3 protein-coding genes are annotated in these 23,713 nt (G+C 47.9%); all 3 read left to right on the top strand.

The annotated features are described in order from the left end of the window. Positions 1-447 precede the first annotated feature (447 nt). Genes fabD through ACN6NF_RS12325 form a run of 3 tightly spaced genes read left to right on the top strand, consistent with a single transcriptional unit; the run spans position 448 to position 23,701 of the window. The gene (gene fabD, locus ACN6NF_RS12335) at positions 448-1,671 is read left to right on the top strand and encodes an ACP S-malonyltransferase (protein WP_474317978.1); all 1,224 of its coding nucleotides are present in this window, start codon (positions 448-450) and stop codon (positions 1,669-1,671) included. Next, the gene (locus ACN6NF_RS12330; protein ID WP_474317977.1) at positions 1,646-14,317 is read left to right on the top strand and encodes a non-ribosomal peptide synthetase/type I polyketide synthase; all 12,672 of its coding nucleotides are present in this window, start codon (positions 1,646-1,648) and stop codon (positions 14,315-14,317) included. The genes fabD and ACN6NF_RS12330 overlap by 26 nt, the downstream gene beginning before the upstream one ends. A gap of 24 nt (positions 14,318-14,341) precedes the next feature. Beyond that, positions 14,342-23,701, top strand: coding sequence for an amino acid adenylation domain-containing protein (locus ACN6NF_RS12325; RefSeq protein WP_474317976.1), 9,360 nt, complete (start codon positions 14,342-14,344; stop codon positions 23,699-23,701). Positions 23,702-23,713: the final 12 nt, after the last annotated feature.

Genomic DNA, 23,713 nt, shown 5'->3' with positions numbered 1-23,713 from the left:
TATAACAAAAACATTCATTCTCATAATTTTCCCTTATTAAAGGAATTTAAATGTATATTGACATTTTTCGAGTCCATATCTATTATATAAATAAAATATTCCATATTTAACGCTTACTTAGAAAAACATCCTGTATAACTCCAGTAATTTCACACCATTCATCTATGATGCTGAATTTTAGCTTCCAAGCCTAAAAATTTCAGTATACTCCAAGGTTTTTACACTTCCAATTCTACTCACACACCTGACTTTTGATCACAATCACATCACGAACAGAACCCTATTACCAATTCACTGACATAGGTCGATTACTGTTTTTTGGCAATCGACTTCGTTGCTCTTTACTGCATTTTCTCTACATCTTAATGTCCCCATACATATGTATCCATACATAAAATGGAAAATATTTTTTTGTTTTTCCGTAATTTTTGTGGAAAGGGGTTTGATATGAATCGCATGGCTTTGGTTTTTCCTGGGCAAGGATCTCAGTATGTAGGAATGGGAGCTACGTGGCATAGCGGCTTTGCAGAAGCAGATCGCTTGTTCGAAGAGGCTGCTGATATTTTGGGATATGATCTGAAAGCTTTATGCATGGCGGGTCCGATGGACCAACTATCCAGAACATTCTATACTCAGCCCGCACTTCTCACGACCAGTGTCATTGCATTCCGGCGTTATATGCATGAAATCGGAATGATTCCTGAATTTTCAGCTGGTCATAGCCTGGGTGAATATTCAGCTCTGGTAAGCAGCGGTGCTCTGTCCTTTGGAGACGCTTTACGTTTGGTCCAAGAGCGGGGACGCTTCATGGAAGAAGCCGCAGTGGCTGGACTGGGCAGCTTGATTGCCGTTCGCGGAGCTGAGTTGAGCGCCGTGGAAGAATTCTGTCGTCTGCATTCCACAGACGATCAGCCTGCTGTCATTGCCTGTTACAATTCACCTAACCAGTACGTCGTTTCAGGTCATCACACTTCTGTCGCTGTGGTAGCTGGCGAATTAGAACAGCGGGGAGCCCAAATTACCCGCTTGCAGGTCAGTGGTCCTTTTCATAGTCCGCTTATGCAGCATGCTGCGGATAGACTGACCGCAGAGCTGCAAAAATACACTTTAAATGAGGCGAAGTGGCCCGTGATCTCCAATGTGACCGCTCTGCCATACCCCGATGTTGACAGCATCCGTCAAGGATTGATTTTGCAAATGACTCACCCGGTTCGATGGATTCAAACCATGCAGTATATTGCGAATCATGGCGTGAAACAAGGCATCGAGTTAGGTCCACGAACGGTGCTGAAAAATTTGGCGAAGGAAATAAACACTACCATTGAATTTCTGTCCCTGGACAGAGAATTGGATCGCGTTGAACTGGAACGCCGCTTCTCAGTCCGTGATTGGGTTGCTCGTTCCCTTTCATTGGCGGTGTCTACCCCCAATGCCAATTGGAATGAAGATGATTATCGAAAGGGTGTTATTTTACCTGTTCGAAGACTGGAAGAATTACTTCGAAACTCAGAATCAGGCAGCAGTTCGTCTCCTGCCTCTGAGCAAAGACAGGAGATTTTGGAGTGTATTCGCCTGGTGTTGCAAACCAAACAGGTCTCCGAAGGAGAGCAGAAAGTAATGCTAGAGCAATTGAGGAGGGATCAGGATGGAACAGTTTCAAACTTTAATTGAAATCATTCAAGACCGTGCAAGCCGGGATGAGAACGGAATCACCTTTATTTCCGGTGATAAACAAGAGGAATACGTATCCTACAGTAAACTTCTGGAGCAGGCATCACAGGTACTTTATGAATTACAGGAAAAAGGGATACAACCTGGCGATGAGCTGATCATGCAGATCGACGACAATCATAGCTTTGTGAATGTATTTTGGGGCTGCCTACTCGGTGGAATCGTTCCTGTTCCTGTAAGCATAGGGAGTAATGATGAGCATAAAATGAAATTGTTTAAAATCTGGAACATACTTTCCCGCCCTTATATGATTGCAGACGACAAGGTATTGGATCAGCTGGAAAAATACTCGCACCAGCACGAACTGCTGGATTCCTTTGAGCTTGTTAAAAAAGCGGCTTTTTCAAGCCATACATTCGATTATTCCAGTCAGAACAAAGGTGTTGTCCATATATCCAAACCGGAGGATTTAGCTTTTATCCAATTTTCCTCAGGCTCTACAGGTGATCCCAAAGGAGTCATGCTGACGCATGAAAATTTGGTTTACAATATTCGGGATATCGCAAATCAAACGGGCATGAGCTCCAAGGATGCTTATTTGGGCTGGATGCCGCTTACGCATGACCTGGGATTGATTTGCTTTCATTTAACCTGTGTGATCGCTAATGCCAAGCAACTGATTATGCCGACGGCGCTTTTTATCCGACGCCCGTCTTTATGGCTAAAAAAAGTATCGGAGCATAAGGTGACTCAAATATGCTCTCCCAATTTTGGATATAAATTTTTTCTCGATCAGTATAAACCTGAGACAGCATCTAACTGGGATTTGTCAAGCGTTCGTATGATTTTAAATGGAGCGGAGCCCGTATCCGTAGAGCTTTGTCATGTGTTTATGGACGCAATGAGTGTTCACGGTTTGAATAAAAATGCAATGTTGCCTGTCTACGGATTGGCAGAGGCGAGCGTGGGTGTTTCCTCTCCACCTCTGGACAAAAACACCTTTATCCCTATTCATTTGAATCGGCAGCAGTTACACGTAGGTGAGCCTATAGAAGAAGTGGACAAGTCTGACAAGCGGTGTCTTACTTTTGTGGATTTAGGGTATCCGTTGGCCAGTACCTCTGTCCGCATTTGCGATGAACAAAATCAGGTGCTTGAAGATGGGGTGATTGGACACACACAGATCCGCGGCAAAAATGTGACATCCGGATACTATAACAATCCAGAGGCTACCGCGAAGGTCAAAACAGAGGATGGCTGGCTTATCACCGGCGATTTAGGGTTTATGCGGAACGGTCGCCTGACTATTACTGGTAGAGCCAAGGATATCATTTTCGTGAACGGACAGAATGTCTACCCGCATGACATCGAGAGAATTGCCGAGGAACTAGATGGTGTGGATCTCGGAAAAGTAGCTGTATGCGGTGTACATGATACGCAAACAAGGCAGGATCGTATTATTGCCTTTGTGATGCACACGAAAAAGATAGAGCATTTTGTACCGCTTGTCCAAAAACTGAAGAGTCATCTAAATTACCGGGGAGGTTGGCATATTCAGGATGTGGTTCCGATCCGGCGTATTCCTAAAACAACCAGTGGCAAGGTTCAACGCTTCAAATTAGCCCAGAGTTATGAGCAGGGCGAATTTGATGAAATATTGACAGCACTGGCCGAGGCTACTCGAGTCATGCAAGCAGCTGAGCATGCAGTCTTACCTCAAGGAGAGATAGAACAGAAGCTGATTGGAATCTGCCAGGATATTTTAAATGTAAAGTCGATCGGGACGGACGACAGCTACTTTGATATCGGAGTGACTTCCTTACAGCTCGTTCAAATTGTGGAACTGTTGGAGGATCAATTAGGGGTTCATATTGAGGTGACGGACTTCTTTTCCTATCCGACCATCGCCAAGCTTGCTGCATATATCTCCAGTCAGGGCATGTGCAGCGACCCGACTGCAACAGCACAGTCCGAGGCCAAGGAGGAAGCAAATGTCAGGGATATCGCCATCATCGGCATGTCCGGCAAGTTTCCTCAAGCAGAAACATTGGAGCAGTTTTGGGCAAATGTGGCATCAGGGGCTGACAATATCGGCCCGTACAGCGACGAAAGAAGAAAAGATGCCGAAGATTTCATTTCCCGTCTGAATACGGAAGGACGGAATATGCAAATTGCAGAAGGCGGCTATCTGGATGAAGTAGACAAGTTCGATTACTCCTTCTTTAAGCTGACTCCACGGGAAGCCTCACTCATGGACCCGAATCAACGGTTATTTCTACAAACAGCCTGGAGCACGATTGAGGATGCGGGGTATGGGGGGAAGCAACTGGCAGGCCAAAAGGTCGGCGTGTATGTCGGCTTCTCCAAAACCAGCTTCGAATACGAGCGTTTGTTGTCCGAGGTGGAACCGGGCGCGCTGCCGAACTTTGCCATTGGTAATTTATCATCCATTATTTCCAGCAGGATTGCATATTTGCTCGATCTAAAAGGTCCGGCGCTAACAATTGATACAGCATGCTCTTCATCACTCGTGGCAGTGCATTTGGCCTGCAAGTCCATCCTTAGCGGAGACTGCGACATGGCCTTGGCAGGTGGAGTGAAGACGATTTTGCTGCCACTGAAAGCGGGCATTGGCATGGAATCCTCCGATGATCGAGCACGCGCCTTCGACGACCAGTCTAACGGAACGGGCTGGGGTGAAGGAGTTGGAGCCGTTTTACTGAAGCCGCTGCGCAAAGCAGAACAAGACGGTGACAACATTTTAGCCGTGATCAAGGGAAGTGCCATCAATCAGGACGGCAGCACGATTGGTATTTCCGCGCCGAATGCGCTGGCTCAGGCAGAAGTGATTTCGCAGGCGTGGCGCGATGCACGGATTAATCCTGAAACGATAAGTTATATCGAAGCACATGGAACCGGAACCAAGCTGGGCGATCCGGTTGAGATTGACGGCATTACCAAGGCTTTCCGCAAGCATACACAGCGTAAGCAGTTTGTGGCGATCAGCACGGTCAAAACGAATATAGGTCATTTATACGAAGCCGCCGGGATTGCGGGCTTGATCAAATCCGTATTGTCCATGAAGCACAAACAGATTGCGCCACTCGTGCATTTTCGCACACCAAACCAAAAGATCCATTTTGAGGAATCCCCGGTATATGTCAATACGAGGCTGAGGGAATGGAAGACGGACAGTTTCCCGAGAAGAAGCGGACTGAGTTCCTTTGGATTCAGCGGGACAAACTGCCATGTGGTGCTGGAGGAATATATAGCGAAGACGGAATCAGACCAAGCCTCAACGGACAGCAACAATAGATCATCACCACTGCTGCTGACCCTGTCAGCGCGGAGTGAATCCGCTTTGCACGAGCTAGTCGGGCGGTACGCAGAACGGTTTGGACGTGCGGAAGAACTCGTGATGCAGGATGTATGCTATACGGCTAACACAGGCAGAAGTCATCTGAATCACCGGATTGCTGTGACTGCCCCAGGAGCGGATGCGTTGAAAGCGAAGGTACTTCAGTTGCACGAACAAGGCAGAGTCGTTGAAGGCGTATACACCGGGAAAGCGGATAGTACAGTTGGCGCAGAGATGGTCACTGGAAGCTTGGACACGTTGCAATCACTGGAGCAACTGGCTGCCAAGTATGTGCAAGGAGCGCAGATCGATTGGAATGCCCTCTATGCAGGTAAGCACTATAAAAAGGTTTCTCTGCCTACGTATCCATTCGAACGGAAAAGATGCTGGATTAACGTACCCGAACAGGTTCGAACGGAACAGAAGGTACCAGTTCATGAAAACTCAACAGTAAAGGAGTCTGGAATTATGGGGAACGAGTATTCAGCGCCAGCATCTGCTACTGATCAGCACAAATCATCTATTCTTCAAAAGTTAGCGAAAATGATCGGTAATGTGTCCCAACTCAGCCTGGAGGAACTGGAGCCACAAACACATTTTCTGGAGCTTGGGCTGGATTCCATTAATTTGTCCCAGGTTCGCCACAGTATCAAGGATACCTTCGGACTGGACGTTCCAATGAACGAATTTTTCGAATCGCTGACCACGCTGGAGCTGTTGGCCAGCTACGTAGCCGAGCGGGTGAGCATTTTCACTTCTGCTGAAACCCCGGTTCAATCTGTGGAAAATCGTCCAGAAACAACTCTGAATCAGGTTGATCATGCAGCTTTCCCGTTAACACAACGGTCTCATGAATCCGCTGTTCCGGCTACCGCATCCGTTTATGCCATAGATACGGCTGGGCAAACACGGGCTCAAAGCTTTCCAATCGCTACAGCTCCTGCAGCTGTAGAGCGAATTTTGGAGCAACAACTACATCTGATGTCACAGCAGCTCGATGTTCTCCGGCATCAGCCAGCTGCATCCGTAATAGCTTCCGAGCCATTTAGCCCGGAAACGGGCGTTTTGCCATCGGCAAGTAGTGAAAGCGCGCAGATCATCCGTACCGAATCCAAGCAGAAAGTCGCGGCTGCATTAGCACCGGCTCCATCCGTAAAGGCTGTTTCCAAGCAGACAGGCAATGAAGCCAAGCCTTATACGCCTTATAAAAAGCTGGATGTTAAAGCACGTGAATTGCTTTCGCTCCGTCAGGAACAACACCTGCAAGAGCTGATTGAGCGCTACACGACCCGTACGCGTAGCACCAAACAGTACACCCAGCAATATCGCTCCGTATACGCCAATAACCGTAATGTGGCTGGTTTCCGACCTGTTTTGAAGGAAATGGTGTATCAAATTGTATCCCAGCGTGCAGACGGGTCTAAAATTTGGGATCTGGACGGCAATGAATATGTCGATTTGACAATGGGCTTTGGTGTGAATCTGTTTGGACACAATCCGACCTTTATTCGTGAAAAAATTGAGGAAGAGCTAAAGAACGGCATGTGTGTCGGCCCCATGTCCAACATGGCTGGGCAAGTCGCCGAGCGAATATGCAAGATGACCGGCGTGGAACGGATTGCCCTGTATAATTCCGGCACAGAGGCTGTCATGGTCGCGCTCCGTTTGGCACGTGCTGCCACAGGACGAGCTAAAGTCGTCATTTTTGCTGGCTCGTATCACGGTACATTTGACGGGGTGCTGGCACTGGGGAGCGCGGGTGATGACAAGGAGCATTCGACACCTCTGGCCCCAGGTATCTTGCAGCATATGGTGGATGATGTCGTCGTGCTTCATTATGGGGCGGACGATTCCCTGGACTATATCCGCACCCACGCGCATGAACTGGCTGCGGTTATCGTGGAGCCGGTGCAAAGCCGCCGACCGGATTTTCAGCCTAAAGCCTTTTTGCAGGAAATTCGCCGGATAACGGAGCAGTCGGGTACTGCCTTCATTTTTGATGAAGTCATTACAGGCTTCCGGATTCAGCCCGGAGGAGCCCAAGCGTGGTTTGGGGTGCAAGCTGACCTGGTGACCTACGGTAAAATCATTGGCGGCGGGCTGCCCATTGGCATCGTAGCCGGAAAAGCCGTCTTTATGAACGGGATTGATGGAGGCACGTGGAGCTTCGGGGACGATTCCTATCCGCAGCATGAGCAGCAGCGAACCTTTGTGGCAGGAACCTTCTGCCACCATCCGCTGGCAATGGCTGCATCCTTAGCGGTGCTGGATCATTTGGAGAAACATGGCGAGCAACTGCAAAATCGCTTGAACAGCCGCACCTCTGCGTTAGCAGCGGAGCTGAACAGCTATTTCACTGACGAACGCGTACCTATGAAGGTCGTTCACTATGGCTCCCTATTCCGCTTCGTGCTCAAAGGCGATCTGGAATTGTTCTTTTATCACATGCTGGACAAAGGCATCTATATCTGGGAGGGACGAAACTGCTTCTTGTCCACGGCCCATACCGAGGAAGATATTGCGCGAATCGTACAAGCAGTCAAGGATAGCGTGGACGAGCTGTGTAAAGGGGGATTTTTACCGGACCCGCCCCCGAATGGAAACGGACCGGGAAAGCAACCTGTTCCTGTAACCGTACCTCCAGAGGCTGAAGTAGCAGAAACTATTATTCCGTTAACTCCAGAGCAAAAGCAGCTTTGGTTCGCTTCTGTGTCAGATCGAAGTGACTCTCAGTCTTTACACGAAACCGCCTTGTTGCGGTTTCGAGGTCCACTTCAGCACCAGGCGTTCAACCAAGCTGTCCAGACCATTGTAAACCGTCATGAAGCCTTACATATCTTTATGAGCGGCGATGGGGAAACTCAGGTGTTCGCTCCTGTGATGAAGGCGGAAATCCCGCTTCATGATTTTACCACTCATCGCCCAGATGAACAGGAACAACATATCTGGGCATGGATGAACAAGGACAGTGAAACCCCATTTGCCATGACGCCAGGCGAGCCATTATTCCGAATTCATCTGCTGAAAATATCGGATGAAGAGCATCTGGGTGTTTTTACGTTTCATCATTTTATCGCGGATGGCTGGTCAATCAGTGTATTCATTCAGGAATTGGAACACATCTATTCTGCGCTTGTCCGATACGCTGACTACAACCTTCCCGATCCAGTACCTTTTCGGAATTACGTTGTTTGGCAGCAGGATCAATTGAAAGCAGGGAAAAAAGAGGCCCTTGCTTTTTGGTCGTCAGTGCTAGAAAAGCAGCAGCCTGTCATCCATCTGCCATCTCCGGTGAGGGGAATACAAATTCCGTCTTCCAGAGGAAGCAGACATACCATAATGCTCGAAACGAAACTCGTTAAACAATTGAGATCCGCCAGCATAAAGCTAGGCAGCAGTCTTTTTATAACGCTGCTATCCGCCTTTCAGATTTTTCTGCATCGCCTGACAGGGCAGCAGGAAGTAACGGTGGGGGTTCCCACCGCAGGACAATCCCATATGGACGCCTTCTCTCTGATCGGCAACTGTGTCAACTTGCTTCCGGTAATCAGCGAAGTGCGTCCTGATGCTACTTTTACGGAGCATGTCCAAACGGTCAAAAAGCGCATGAATGAACTGGACAGATTTCAAAAGTACAGCTTTGCCGGACTCGCTCAGCTGGGGCTGAGGCATTTGCCTGTCATTAACGCTGTATTCAATATGGATCGACCGATTCCGCGATTTCAATTCCACGAACTGGAAGTAGAACTCGTTGAGAATGAGGTATCATTCAGCAAATACGAGTTGTTTTTGAACGTGACAGGGGCGCAGAAACAATTACGTCTTGATTTCGACTACAATTCGGATCTTTTTCAGCCAAACATAATCGAAGTCTGGTCAGGATATTTCCTGAATCTGCTGTATTCCATTGTAGAGGAAGAAGGGGCTCGCGTTTCTGCGTTGACTTTACTCCGTGCGTCGGAGAACGAGCAACTTCGAGCTACATGGGCAGCCAATAGCGATGCCAACGGAAACTATCTTTGCGTCCTCGATGCCTACAAGCATTTGGCACCTGTTGGGACAGCAGGGGAGGTGTATCAAGCCTCAGTAGCAGGCCTGTTGGGAACGACCCGGGAATGGGCTTACGTGGAACACGATGGCAAGCTGCGGCATATTGGCAATTTGAATCGGACTATCCACATTCGCGGACATCAGGTTAATTTGGAGCAGTTGGAGAAACACCTGCAAATATTACAGTTGGAGTCCTGCGTCATTACACCGCAAACAGACGAAGCTGGAAAAGTCTCATATATAACCGCGTATGTGGTCGCAAACGCATCGAAGCTATGGGAAGAAGACGCGCTGAAAGAGGCTGTAATCGAAATTCTTCCAGATTATACGCAGCCCCGTTTTTGGATTTCTATGGATCATATTCCTCTTCTGCCGGATGGTCAGCCTGATCTACAGGCTTTGCCAGAGCCGGGACAAGCAAGCGTATTCACTAAAATAGGCGCCGCTTCTGAGAGCCAGGGCGTAGAAGATCAACTCGTGAACATTTGGAAGGACGTTCTGAATGTAACGGAAATCAGCTATAACGATAACTTTTTTCAACTGGGCGGTGATTCACTAAAAGCGACGGTCATTCTGTCGAGAGTCAATAAGGAACTGGGTGTACACATTCCACTTAGCCACATTTTTGAGCTGCAAACGATTGCAGAGCTGGCTACATATATTGCGGGTAGAACAAAGAAAACCTACGAACCGATTGTATCTGTGAAATCGCAAGCCTTCTATCCGGTATCTTCTTCCCAAAAGAGAATGTACGTGCTGGATCAGCTGGGAGGCGGAACGGCCTATCATGTACCCGGCCAGCTTTTCATAGAGGGAGATCTGGAGGTTCCCCGCTTCATTGAAGCCGTTAGGGAAGTTATTTTGCGTCATGAATCCTTTCGGACTTATTTCGATCTGGAAGACGGGGAAGTGGTACAAAAAGTTCGGGACACGATTCCATTCGACATCCCATGTACCCGTATTTCCAAGGAAGAAGCAAAACAGGCTCGGACCTTGTTTGTTCAGCCTTTTCATCTTGGAACAGCTCCTTTATTCCGGGCTGAACTGTACGAATTTATCGAAGGTGGCTTCAATCTGCTAGTGGATATGCACCACATCGTGTCCGATGGTTTCTCCATGGCCGTGCTGCTGGATGAAATCATTCAACGGTATCAGGGTAGACAGCTTGCGAACATTCAGCTTCATTACAAAGACTTTGTTATTTGGCAGAAGCAGCAGATCACTGACGACGCATTGCAAGCGCATGAATTATATTGGCTTCAGACCTTGAAGGGCGAGCTTCCTGTACTAAATATGCCTACGGACTTTTCGCGTCCGCAAGCACAAAGCTTTGAAGGTGACAGCTTGACCGTCACCTTGGAATCCAAACTTACTAGCAGACTCTACAAATTGGCCAAAGATACCGAATCTACAATCTTTATGGTATTTTTGGCGGCTTATAATGTCCTGCTGGGTAAATATTCTGGCCAAGAGGACATTATCGTGGGTACACCTGTTGCCGGAAGACGGCATGTGGATACGCAAACGATGATTGGCATGTTTGTCAATACGCTGGTTCTTCGCAATCAGCCGCAATCTTCTTTAACGTTCCAAGCCTTTTTGCAGGAGGTTAAGCAAAACTCGCTGCTGGCACTGGAGCATCAGGAATACCCGTTTGATGAGCTTGTAGACAAGCTGGAACTGGTACGCGACGTAAGTCGAAACCCGGTGTTCGATACGATGTTCAGTTTGCAAAATGTCGGCACAGATGTTTTGGAAACAGGAGGCATTCGTTTTAAACCGGAAGAAATCAACGCGGGTATATCCAAGGTGGATTTTTCATTGCATGTGACCGAGGAAAAAGAACGTTTGTCCTTCACTTTGGAGTATGGCACAAAGTTGTTCAAACCGGAGACCATCCGACGGCTGGCAGAGCATTTTGTGCGAATTTTGGAAACGGTGACGCAGGATGTCACGGTTCAGTTGGCCGATATATCGATTGTATCTGATGAAGAGAAGCAATTACTGCTAACCGGATTTAATCGTACCATCATACCTTTCCCGCACAATGAGACCGTCCACAGACAGTTTGAAAAGCAGGTTAAACAGACGCCGAGTCATACAGCATTGGTGTTCGGAGATCAGCGTCTGACCTACCGGGAGTTGAATGAACGTGCTAACTCATTGGCACGGGTGCTTCAAGCGCATGGTGTAGGACCCGATAAGCTAGTCGGCCTGATGGTGCAGCGTTCGGCGGAAATGATTATCGGTCTGCTCGCCGTGCTAAAAGCGGGTGGCGCTTATGTGCCTATCGACCCTGAATATCCGTCAGCCCGTATTGAGTATATGCTGAGTGACAGTGAGGCTGCCGTACTCCTGACCAGTCGCGATCTGGTAAGAGAACACCATTACAGCGCTCACACCCTGTTTATCGAAGATGAGGAAGTATATCAAGTGGAAAGGACCAATCTGGAAGCTACTGCTCAGCCGGAGCATCTGGCTTACGTCATCTATACTTCTGGCTCAACCGGAAATCCGAAAGGAGTTATGCTCCAGCATCGCTCGGTGCTGAATTTTATTACAGGAATGCGTGAAGTGATCGACTTTGCAGCCAACAAAACGATTTTATCGCTAACCACCATTTCGTTCGATATTTTCATTTTGGAAACGATTCTCCCGCTGCTGGGTGGAATGACCGTCGTGCTAGGCGACCGCCATCATCAGGTCGATCCTCAGACACTTGGCGAGCTGATTACTGCCCATCATATTGACATGCTGCAAATGACGCCATCTCGGCTACACATGCTGCTGAGTCATGAAAAAGGCTCCCGTGCGCTGCAAGGTGTACAGGAAATTATGGTTGGGGGAGAAGCGCTTCCGCCTAGGCTGCTGGAGGCATTGCAGAAATTGAACGGTCCCCGTATTTATAACATGTACGGACCTACAGAAACGACGGTTTGGTCGGCAGTACAGGAACTTACTCATGCCAAACAGATTGACATTGGACGCCCTATTGCAAATACGCAAATTTATATCATGGATGCGCAGGACAGATTACAACCCATCGGTATACCGGGCGAGCTATGCATTGCAGGGGAAGGGCTGGCCCGTGGTTATTGGAACCGCGAGGATTTGACGGCAGAAAAATTTGTGGATAATCCATTTTCAACAGGGACACGAATGTACAGAACGGGTGACCTCGCTCGCTGGAAAGCAGATGGAAATCTGGAGTTTATCGGCCGAATCGACCATCAGGTGAAAGTACGTGGATTCCGGATCGAACTGGGTGAGGTTGAAAATGCTTTGATGAGCCATTCTGCAATTCAAGAGGCTGTCGTCACTGTATATCAAAACAAAGAGCAAGAATCCGTCTTGTGTGCCTACATTGTATTGCATACAGAAGAAACACCAAGCTTAACGGTCATTCATGAACATGCCGCCAAGTTGCTCCCGTATTATTCGGTTCCGTCATACTTCGTGTTTCTGGATCGGATACCGTTGACACCGAATGGAAAAACCGACCGAAAAGCATTGCCGGAGCCTGAAAAGCTATTCCGACCGGATGTGGCCTATGTAGCGCCGCGAAATGATGTGGAAGAAGCTTTGGCCGCCGTATGGCAAGATGTTTTGGGGCGCGATCAAGTGGGCATTCAGGATAACTTTTTTCTGCTCGGAGGCGACTCGATTAAAGCAGTTCAAGTCATCGCACGCATGCGTCTCCACGGGTATTTACTGGATATCCGACACGTACTGGAGCATCCGTCCATTGAAATCCTGAGCGGCTATGCAGAAACACTGTCCCGTCCGATAGAGCAAGGCCCGATAGATGGAGAAGTACCACTGACACCGATACAACGACATCTAATCGATTGGTTCGAACGGCATCCAGCATCCGAGGCACTTCCTGCCGCAATGTCGGTACTGCTGTTGGCAAAGTCGGGCTTTGACGAGCAGCCATTGCGAGCCGCATTGAAGAAAATCGTAGAGCACCACGATGCTCTGCGCCTTGGCTTATTACAACAGGCTGACGGGTCGGTTAAGCAAGCTCACAAAGGACTGCATGAGGAGCTATTCACGCTGGAGGTACTGTCGCTTACGGGAACGGAAAGCGAAGCATGCAGCCAGATGGAAACTGAATGTCAACGGATTCAAAGCAGCCTGCGGCTGTTTGAAGGACCACGAGTTCGGGCAGGGCTTTTCCGTCTGGATAGCGGAGATCATCTTTTCCTTGCTGTAGACCCGCTAGTGGCTGACGCCATTTCATGGAATATTTTGCTCGAAGATCTGGCAACAGGCTACGGACAAGCTCTGGATGGGGAAACGATTGTCTTACCGTACAAAACGAACGCTTACCAAACGTGGGTAGAGCATCTTGAGCATTATGCGAATAGTAAAGAGCTGCTCAAGGAGCAGGACTATTGGAACAAGATAGAGTTGTCAGAGTGGAGAACGCTTCCCAAAGACTATGAAGCCATTACGGATTCTGGATCGGAGAGACAAACACATCAGCTCGACCTACAATTATCAACTGACGAAACCCAGCATCTGATGACACAGGTCAATCATGCCTACAACACCGTGCCCGAGGAAGTACTGCTATCCGTACTGGGTCAGACAGTATCCGAATGGTCAGGACAAGAACGGATTGCACTCTACGTGGAGAACCCTGGCCGAGAGCAGGCTGAAACAAATTCGCTGGATATCTCCAGAACGGTGGGGCAGTTTACGTCTTTTTATCCGATTGTACTGGACATCAAATCTGTGGATGATATAGCGCTGTTGCTCAAGCGTGTGAAGGAAACGGTTCGGCAGGTTCCAAATCACGGATTGGGCTACGGTGCATTGAGATATCTGACCGAAGCCAGCAATCCAGCGGATTCTAAACGTTTTCGTCATCCGGAAATTGGTTTCCGTTATATAGACTCCCCACACCCGGAATCGGTTTATTTTTCAACATCGCCGCTGCAAGCTGAAATTGGACCAGGTACCAAGGATGTGATTAATGGTTCTTCTTATGCTCTTTATATGGATAGCCGGTTGGAGGACGGAAAATTAAGTATCCGTATATCCTATGACAGGAATGCATATGAAGAGCGCACGGTCAAACAACTTTTCTCCCGCTTCGAAACACACCTGTTGAATACCATTCGTCATTGCCTTGATCAGTCCGGTCAGGAACTGACACCAACAGACGTAGGGGCAGATGATCTGGATTTGGAAGAGTTCGAAGAGATGAAGCATTTTTATGAAAGCCTATAAATATTCGATTGAGGGGGAAATCCGATGAGTAAAAGGCTTGAAATCGAAAAAGTGGCCAATTTAACGCCTTTGCAGGAGGGGATGCTCTTTCATACAGTGATGGAGCCGGAATCACAGGCGTACTATGAGCAAGTACGAATGACCATCCGGGGTGAACTGAACCTGGAGGCTCTGCAAAAGAGCTTCGAGACCCTGGTGCAGCGTCACGAAACGCTTCGTTCGAATATTTATCATAAAAGTGCTTCCCGTTCGAGGCTCATCGTGTTGAAGGAGCGAAATCCAACGCTTCGTTACGAGAATCTGACGAATATTCCCGAGGCAGAGCAAGCTGAGGCCATTCGCAGCTACGCAGACGCAGACCGGAACCATCGTTACGATCTGAGCAAGGATTTGCTCATTCGTCTGGCTGTGCTTCAAACCCAAACGAACGCATATACGCTACTTTTAAGCTTTCACCATATTATTATGGACGGCTGGTGCCTCGGCATCGTTATGGATGAGCTATTCGTGGCTTATGAAGCGCTGAAAGCGGGTAAGACCGTACAACTGCCAACACCGCAGCCCTATACTGGCTATGCCCGCTGGCTGGATAAGCAGGATAAGGAGGCGGCGAAGGAATACTGGCGGTCCATCCTGAACGGCTATGAACAGCCAGCCGTGCTGCCAACCCTGCCTGTAGCCCATCCGCTCCAGCCAGATACCGGGTACTTGCTGCATGAGCATAAAATAACACTCACGGATGAAACAACCCGTCAATTGCGGACGGTGGCTGAACGCAACGGAACAACCCTTAGCAGTCTGTTTCTGGCTGCATGGGGAGTGGTGCTTGGAGGATACAACCAAAGTGAAGACGTCGTCTTCGGCACCGTTGTTTCCGGCCGACCGCCGGAACTTGAAGGTGTTGAACAGATGTTGGGACTTTTCATTAACACCATACCGGTACGAATCAAATTGGATGCAGATCTGCCATTCTCAGGTCTGCTTCGTGAAGTGCAGCGCAGCGCGGTTCAATCACGGGCATATGACTATTTTTCACTCGCTGAAATACAGTCTCAGTCAGCGCTCAAGCAGCAACTCATGGATCATTTTGTTGTATTTGAAAACTACCCGCTGCAGAATATGATTGGCCGGCCTGATCTGAAGGAACGACTTGGATTCGTCGTGGAGGACGCTCAGCTGTCCGAAGAAACACCTTACCACTTCAACATCGAAGTGGAGGACGGAAAAGCGTTGAGCTTTATGCTGTCCTACAACAACTATGTCTACAGCGATGAAGCGATGACACGGTTAGCCGGGCATTTGGAACATGTACTCATCCAGATTGCACGTATACCAGAACTCCTGCTGCGGAACATTCGTCTGCTGACCGCTACAGAAGAGACGGAACTCACCAATGTATGGAGCGGGCCAGTTGCCGACTATCCTGCTGGAACGTTTCATGGAATATTTGAGGCCCAGGCAGAACGTATCCCGGAACACACCGCCGTCATCTACGAAGACACCGCATTTACCTATTATGAGTTGAATGAAAAGGCTAATCTGCTTGCTCAAGCACTACAAAACCGTGGCGGCAAGCGTGAGCATCTCGTTGCCGTGATGCTTGAGCGTTCAGCAGACATGATTATCGCTGTGTTAGGGATTATGAAGGCGGGAGCTGCCTACGTACCTGTCGATCCGACCTATCCGAAAGAAAGAATTGCTTACATGCTTCAGGACAGCGGAGCTACGATTATGCTCACGCAGTCTTCCTTGACTGAACTATTGGCCGATGTGGATTTTGCGGGGGAAGTGGTGGACTTGCCAGCGTTACTTCAACAAGCTTCACAAGCGGAGCATTCCCCTCAACAAGCGCCTATCTACGCACCTATTCATGATCCCGAGGCTTTGGCCTACGTCATTTACACATCGGGAACGACGGGCAACGCCAAAGGCGTGATGATCGAGCATCGCCATTACGTAAATACGGCGTGGGGCTATAGAGAAGCTCACCAGTTAAAAGAGTTTCCCGTCAAGCTCCTTCAGATTGCCAGTATGTCGTTCGATGTCTTTGCCGGTGATCTGGCCAAGACATTCGTGAACGGAGGCACCATGGTCATTTGCCCACAGGATGTGCGCAACGATCCTCCAGCTTTGGCCCAGGTTCTCGAACAACACGAAATCACGACGTTCGAAGCTCCACCAGCCTTGTTGACGCTGCTTATGGACTATGTATATGAACATGGTACAGATGTCAGTGCCATGAAGCTACTTACTACAGGCGCGGACAGCTTTGGCGTTGATAACTATCGGACGCTTTTGAATCGCTTCGGTGATACAATGCGCATCATGAATACCTACGGTGTAACCGAAGCGGCGATTGATTCCAGTTTTTATGAAGAAACTGCTGAACGTCTGCCTTCATTTGGTATCGTCCCAATTGGAAAGGCACTGCCCAATCATAAAGTATATATCCTGGATGAGACTTTGCGTCCGCTCCCGATCGGCGTAGCCGGGGAGCTGTGCTTAGGCGGTGCCTCAGTAGCCCGTGGATATTTGCACCGTCCTGACTTGACGGCAGAAAAATTTGTACCGAATCCTTTTGTGAACGGTGAGCGTCTATACCGCACTGGAGATCTGGCACGCTGGCTGCCGGATGGCAACATTGATTTCATCGGTCGGGTTGACTTTCAGGTAAAAATTCGTGGCTACCGGATCGAGCCTGGTGAAATTGAGTCGGCCTTGCTCCAATTAGTCGAGGTACGCCAAGCGATAGTTACGGATAGAACGGATAAGACCGGACAAAAGTATTTGTGCGCCTACGTAGCAGGGACAGCCGACAAATCCTTCCTGCGGACAGAGCTGGCCAAGCAGTTGCCGAGCTATATGGTGCCCGCACATATTATCGTGCTGAATCAACTGCCTTTGACTCATAACGGCAAAATTGATCGCCGTGCGCTTCCAGAACCCGAAGATTTTGTGTTAACCGATACCGAATATGAAGCGCCGCGGAACGAATTGGAACAGACACTCGCTTCCATCTGGGAGGAAGTCCTTGGCGTTAAGCCGATTGGCCTGCGCAACAACTTTTTCGAGCTTGGCGGAGATTCGATCAAAGCACTGCAAATTACAGCCCGGTTGAATGCGAAGGGCCTCAAAATGGATATGAAGGATTTGTTCCGTCATCCGCAGATTGATTTGATCGTTCCTTATATTAAGACAATAACACGGATCATCCCACAAGGTGCAGTCCAAGGTGCAGTGGAGCTGACGCCAATCCAGTGGGGATTTTTTGAATATCATCAAACCGAACGTCATCATTACAATCAGGCTGTCATGCTCCAGAACACCGAAAGATGGAATGAAACCTGGCTGAGAAGCGCTATGAATAAGCTGACCACGTACCATGATGCCTTGCGAATTACCTTTGATGAGCGAGAAAAAGAACCTGTCGCCTATAACAGAGGCACAGCCGAAGGTGAATGCTTCACATTGGAAAGCTACAACTTATTACATGCGGATCAGCCTGAGGTAGAAATCTTACAATTGGCTGACGCGTTACAACGCGGCTTTGATTTGCGCAACGGCCCAATTGTGCGTTTGGCTTTATTCCGGCTGCAGAAAGCCGACCATTTATTAATCGTCATTCATCATCTCGTCGTAGACGGTGTATCGTGGAAAATTCTGCTGGAAGACCTGGAAACAGCCTATCAGCAGGCTGCTAACGGTCAAAAACTACAACTGCCTGCCAAGACTGATTCCTACAAGGAATGGGCAGCACGTTTGTCCAAGTACGCGCAAAGCGCGCAGGCGCGTCAGGAAATAAACTATTGGAATGAGGTAGAAGCCCGTGAGACACGCCCTCTGCCAAAAGATCATGAGTTTTCGGTTAGCCTCATCCGTGACACACGCCAATCAGAAGTGACACTCAACCGGGAAGAAACTGAAAACCTGTTGAAGCACGCAAACCATGCCTACAATACAGAAATAAATGATATTTTACTGACGGCGCTAGGATTAGCTTTTTATGAATGGAGCGGACATGCTGAAATTGTAGTCCAGGTGGCTAGCCATAACAGGAAGGAATGGATTAAAGACATTGACATATCCCGTACAGTTGGCCAGTTTACGTCCGTATATCCGTTTGTGGTACATGTGAGCAAGCCCGAAGATCTGGCCTATCAAATCAAGCTGGTTAAAGACAATTTGCGGCGTGTACCCAACCAGGGTGCAGGCTATGGCATTTTACGCTATTTGACCGACAGGGAGGAGCAGGGTAAGGCAGCTCTTTTTTCTGCTAAGCCACCTGAGATCAGCTTTAGCTTTGACGGAGAAGCCAGAGAAGGTACAACATGGCGTACCTCGGCACTATCCATGCTTACCGGTACAGCAATCAGCCCTCTGACTGAAAAAGCGCCCGGCATTGATATCCATGGTGCGGTGGCCGATGAAAGACTCCACATTGTATTCGAATACAGCGCACGTGAATATGAAGCATCGACGGTGGAGCGGCTTACAGCCAGCCTTAAGAATCATCTGATCGAACTTATTTCCCATTGCTGTGCCAAGGAAACATCAGAAAAAAGCCCGACGGATTTTACATATGGGCAATTGTCTCTGGACCAGTTTGAACATATTGCAAACCGCTTGACGGATAAGCTGTTAAACCACCAAGTGAAAATTAAAGACCTCTATCCGCTATCACCGATGCAGGAGGGAATGTTATTTCATGCCATAGCCGATGAAAAATCAGAGGCTTATTTTGAGCAAACGATCATCACCATTCATGAAGCTATGGATACTAACTTAATCAGACGTAGCTTACAAAGGCTGATTGACCGCTATGATATTTTCCGTACGGTATTCATTTATAAGGAGACGGATCGTCCGCTTCAGGTTGTACTGGAGGAACGATTAGCTGCTCCTGTGCATACCGAAGATGTGCGTAGTCTACCGGATGCGGAAAAGCACAGACGACTTCAAGCCATTTTACAGGAAGAGCGGCAGAGAGGTTTTGATCTGGAAAAGGAGGTTCTCATCCGGTTAGCGCTTGTACAGTGGGATGAGGACACTTCAAAGCTCATCTGGATCTCTCATCATATTATTATGGACGGCTGGTGCCTGCGGACGGTAGCAAAAGATTTTTTTGATATTTACACATCGCTTCGGGACGATACTCCTTTAAAATTAGCGCCTGTCCATCCATTTAGCAGCTTTATTCAGTGGTTGGAAAGACAAAATAAAGAGGAAGCAGCAGCTTACTGGAAACAATATGTGGCTGATTTTGAAAATGAAACCGTCGTGCCCGGCTATACCCGTTCCGTTGATTCTTCGTTTCAGGCAGAGCAGCTCATATGCACATGGGGGGAGCGGCTGACCCAAGGCATGGAGCAAATAGCCAAGCAAAACCGTGTCACCGTCAGCACTTTATTTCAAACCGTTTGGGGCTTATTGCTACAAGCGTACAACAATAGTAACGATGTCATTTTCGGGTCCGTTGTATCGGGCAGACCTGATGAAATCCCCGGTATTGAAAATATGGTCGGATTATTCATTAATACCATACCCGTACGTATTAAAAGCTCCGCTGAGCTGCGGTTTTCAGACTTGCTTACGTCTATACAGGATTCCTTGATGGAGTCCAATCGGTATTCTTATTTTTCCTTGGCTGATATTCAAGCCCATAGTGTACTAAAACAAAACCTGATCCAGCATATTGTCGCCTTTGAAAACTTTCCCGTTTCGGAAGAACTTACGAGCTTGGAAAAAAAACCTAAAGCCCTCCGTGTTGGTGAAGTAGAGGATATTGAACAGACCAATTATGATTTGAATGTAATCGTCATGCCTGGCCGAGAGCTGGAAATCCAATTTAGCTATAACGCGCTGACTTATAACAAAAATGTGATCAAACAATTGGCTGCTTACCTCATCCAAATGATGGAGCAAGTTATTCAAAACCCAAATATCCGGGTTTCGGAGATTGATCTTTTGACAGCGGAGGAAAAACAGCAGCTCTTATTTGATTTTAACGATACACGAAGACCGTATCCATCGGACCAGACCATACATCACGGATTTGAAGAACAGGCAGAGAAAACACCAGATGCAGTAGCTATTGTATTTGAAAATCGTGAGCTAACCTACCACGAATTAAATATAAAAGCTAATCAACTGGCCTCGAAGCTGCTGAAACTGGGTGTTACGCCGGATACCATCGTAGGCATTTTGACTGAACGTTCACCAGAAATGATTATCGGTATTCTTGGTATTTTGAAGGCGGGTGGAGCCTACTTGCCACTGGAGCCTTCTTATCCACAGGAACGGATTATGTTTATGCTTCAGGATAGCGGTAGCGAAATTCTGCTAACCCTATCGGACAAGGGAAAACCGATGCACACTGTCGATTTTTCCGGTACTGTTCTGGATCTGGCCGACATCAGCTCCTACGAATCCGACGACTTCATTTTTTCCGAATCGTCAACGGCAGACGATCTGGCTTATGTCATGTATACATCCGGTTCGACCGGGCGTCCCAAGGGTGTTATGGTTGAACACCGGAATGTCATACGGCTGGTGAAGAACACCAATTACATGCCATTTGCCGGGAACGAACGCATTTTGCTGACCGGGGCGCTCGTGTTCGATGCCTGTACCTTTGAAATTTGGGGAGCTTTGCTTAACGGATTGCGCCTGTACATTGTACCGGAATCCGTAATCTTGGATGCTGTTCAGCTTGGTGAAGCGCTGGATCGATATCATATTACAACGATGTGGCTCACATCGCCCTTGTTTAACCAACTCACTCAGCATAAACCAGATCTCTTTGCTTCGCTAAAGCACCTGCTGGTGGGCGGGGATGTACTTTTACCTGGGATCATTAATACGGTGAGAGCACATTCTCCGGGGCTGAACATTATCAATGTCTATGGCCCCACGGAAAACACAACATTTTCTACTTATTTCCCGATTGATAAGGAATATAACCGCATTCCTATTGGTCGTCCAATTGGCAATTCAACAGTTTATATTTTGGACTCTTCAAGCAGGCTGCTGCCTATTGGTGCTCAAGGAGAAATATGTGTTGGCGGGGATGGTCTGGCACGTGGCTATCTGAACAGGGATGATGTGACCCAGCTAAATTTTGTCCCTAATCCATTCATTCCGGGCGAAAAAATGTATCGGACAGGTGATTTGGGCAGATGGTTACCGGATGGCAATCTAGAGTATCTCGGACGGATAGACCAGCAGGTTAAAATCCGCGGATATCGTATTGAACCTGGGGAAATTGAAACCCAGCTCATGAGACATGATGCAGTTCAGGAGGCGCACGTAGCGGTAAAAAGCACAAACGATGGTCAAAAAACGCTCTGTGCTTATATCTCAACCGACGTACCGCTATCGAAGAGTGATATGAAGACCCATTTGACTGGCCAGTTGCCGGATTATATGATTCCTGCCCAGTATGTGTTCCTACGGGAGTTTCCTCTGACAACGAACGGTAAAATCGACCGCCAAGCATTGCCTGAGCCAGAAATGGCCAACGGTTCCGATATGGAATACGTTGCTCCAAGAAATGAAGCGGAACAACAGTTGGCGAACCTGTGGCAAGCAGTGCTTGGCGTTGAAAAGGTCGGGATTGACGACGGCTTTTTCGAGCTTGGAGGTCATTCATTGAAGGCCATTCAACTGGTATCGAAAGTACAGGAATCGAACATTCCGCTGGATATACATCAATTGCTTCAATATCAGACGATAAGAAGCTTGTCCGATCTTTTACAACGTGGTGAAGAGGGCGGAGTGAATACAGATACGCTCATTGCGAAAGCTCAGGAGGTTGAGCGGGCTATTACAGAAGCGTTTGGTGTACAGGTCTTGCTTCAGTCCATATCCACCGATAAGCAAAACTATTTGTTCCTGCAAGTGGAGCCTTTTCGCGTAGAACAAGTTCAGGCAATCTCAGAATTTATCCAATCGCATATCCATCCAGACCTGCACCCGCATTATATCGTCCGCTGGGGAACCGACGAACCAGATAGAATTCTCGGAGCTATACCGATACACGAAGAACAAGAAACCTTACTCAAACAACAGGCCGATGTATGGCTTGCCAGCATTGCTGAGTTAAATACAGAGTGGAATACTAATATACTAAGTCTAAATGCTATTGGGCGCTATCCGCTTGCACCAGCTCAACATTACCATTTGCAACATTTTACAGGTTCGGGTATGGCTGTGCAGTTAGATAACTACTTGGACACCGAGCGTTTGAACGTAACGATTCAGCGGCTTATTGAACGCCATGAATTGCTAAGAAGCGTACTTGTTCAATCGTCCGGAGCATGGAAATGGGAGTTGCGTCCAGCTCCAGAGCATCTTTCTTTACCGACTGTTGATCTCTCGGATCAGCCGGTACAGACACAACGTAGGCTGCTTTTATCTATCGCTTCCAGCCTGTTTTTAGAACCTTATGAACTTACACAATCTTTGCAGTACCGGATTGTCCTGGTTCGCTTAAATTTGCGTGAACATCTGTTGTTGTTTCCTTGCTCGCACATCATCTTTGATGCTACGAGCAGCGACATCTTACGCAGACAGCTTCTTGATGAATATCATCACCCGCAACAGGGATATACGACAGAAGAGGTACAATACCGGGATTATGTGAACCATATCCGTCAAGGCCCTCAAGGAATCGGGGATCAGGAAATCAGCGAGCAATTCAAACTCCAGACGTTTGGTGAGAATAATGATCGTATCCATGTGCTGACCGAAGAACGCAACTATGCGGACACTACCAGATATCTTTGGGAGCTGAATTTAAGCGACATTTCAGAGCAGCACGGCGCTGCGAATATGTGGGATATTTCGCTTCAAATGGCTGTACGTTTTTTCAGCAACTATTTCCAACTCTCTGATGTTCCGCTTTGGCTTACTAATTATGGAAGACAATATGGCGACCGAAACTATTTTGGAATCGCAGGCGAGTGTATTGATCATATCCCCGTTGTACTGCAGGAAGATGACATGGAACCCTATGAAAAGAGCATCCATACCTATCTGAACTTTGCTTCACGCTATCATTTGAACTTTTTCAACCTGATCTTCAATGCGGAAATGGAGGAAGTTTACCCGGTATCCAGTAGCTTTTTGAAAAAGGGACTTGGGCAGCTGCCCATCGTATTCAACTATTTGGGTGAGGGACGCGAGGATGCAGAATTGCTCGACAATCTATATACCGAAAGCACAAAGACTAATGTCAACAAGGTTATTTTTTTCGAGTCAGAGCATGTAGGGGATATTCTGAAAATTTCACTTACCATTCCATATGAAGAAAACCGGCAGTATATCCATCAAATCTTCCAGACTGCTAGTGACAGGCTTATGAATGCTTTGACTATTTTGCAGTAAGGAGATGAAGAT

This window comes from Paenibacillus sp. TSM33 (assembly GCF_056099025.1).
This window is presented reverse-complemented; position numbering and strand designations above follow the sequence as displayed.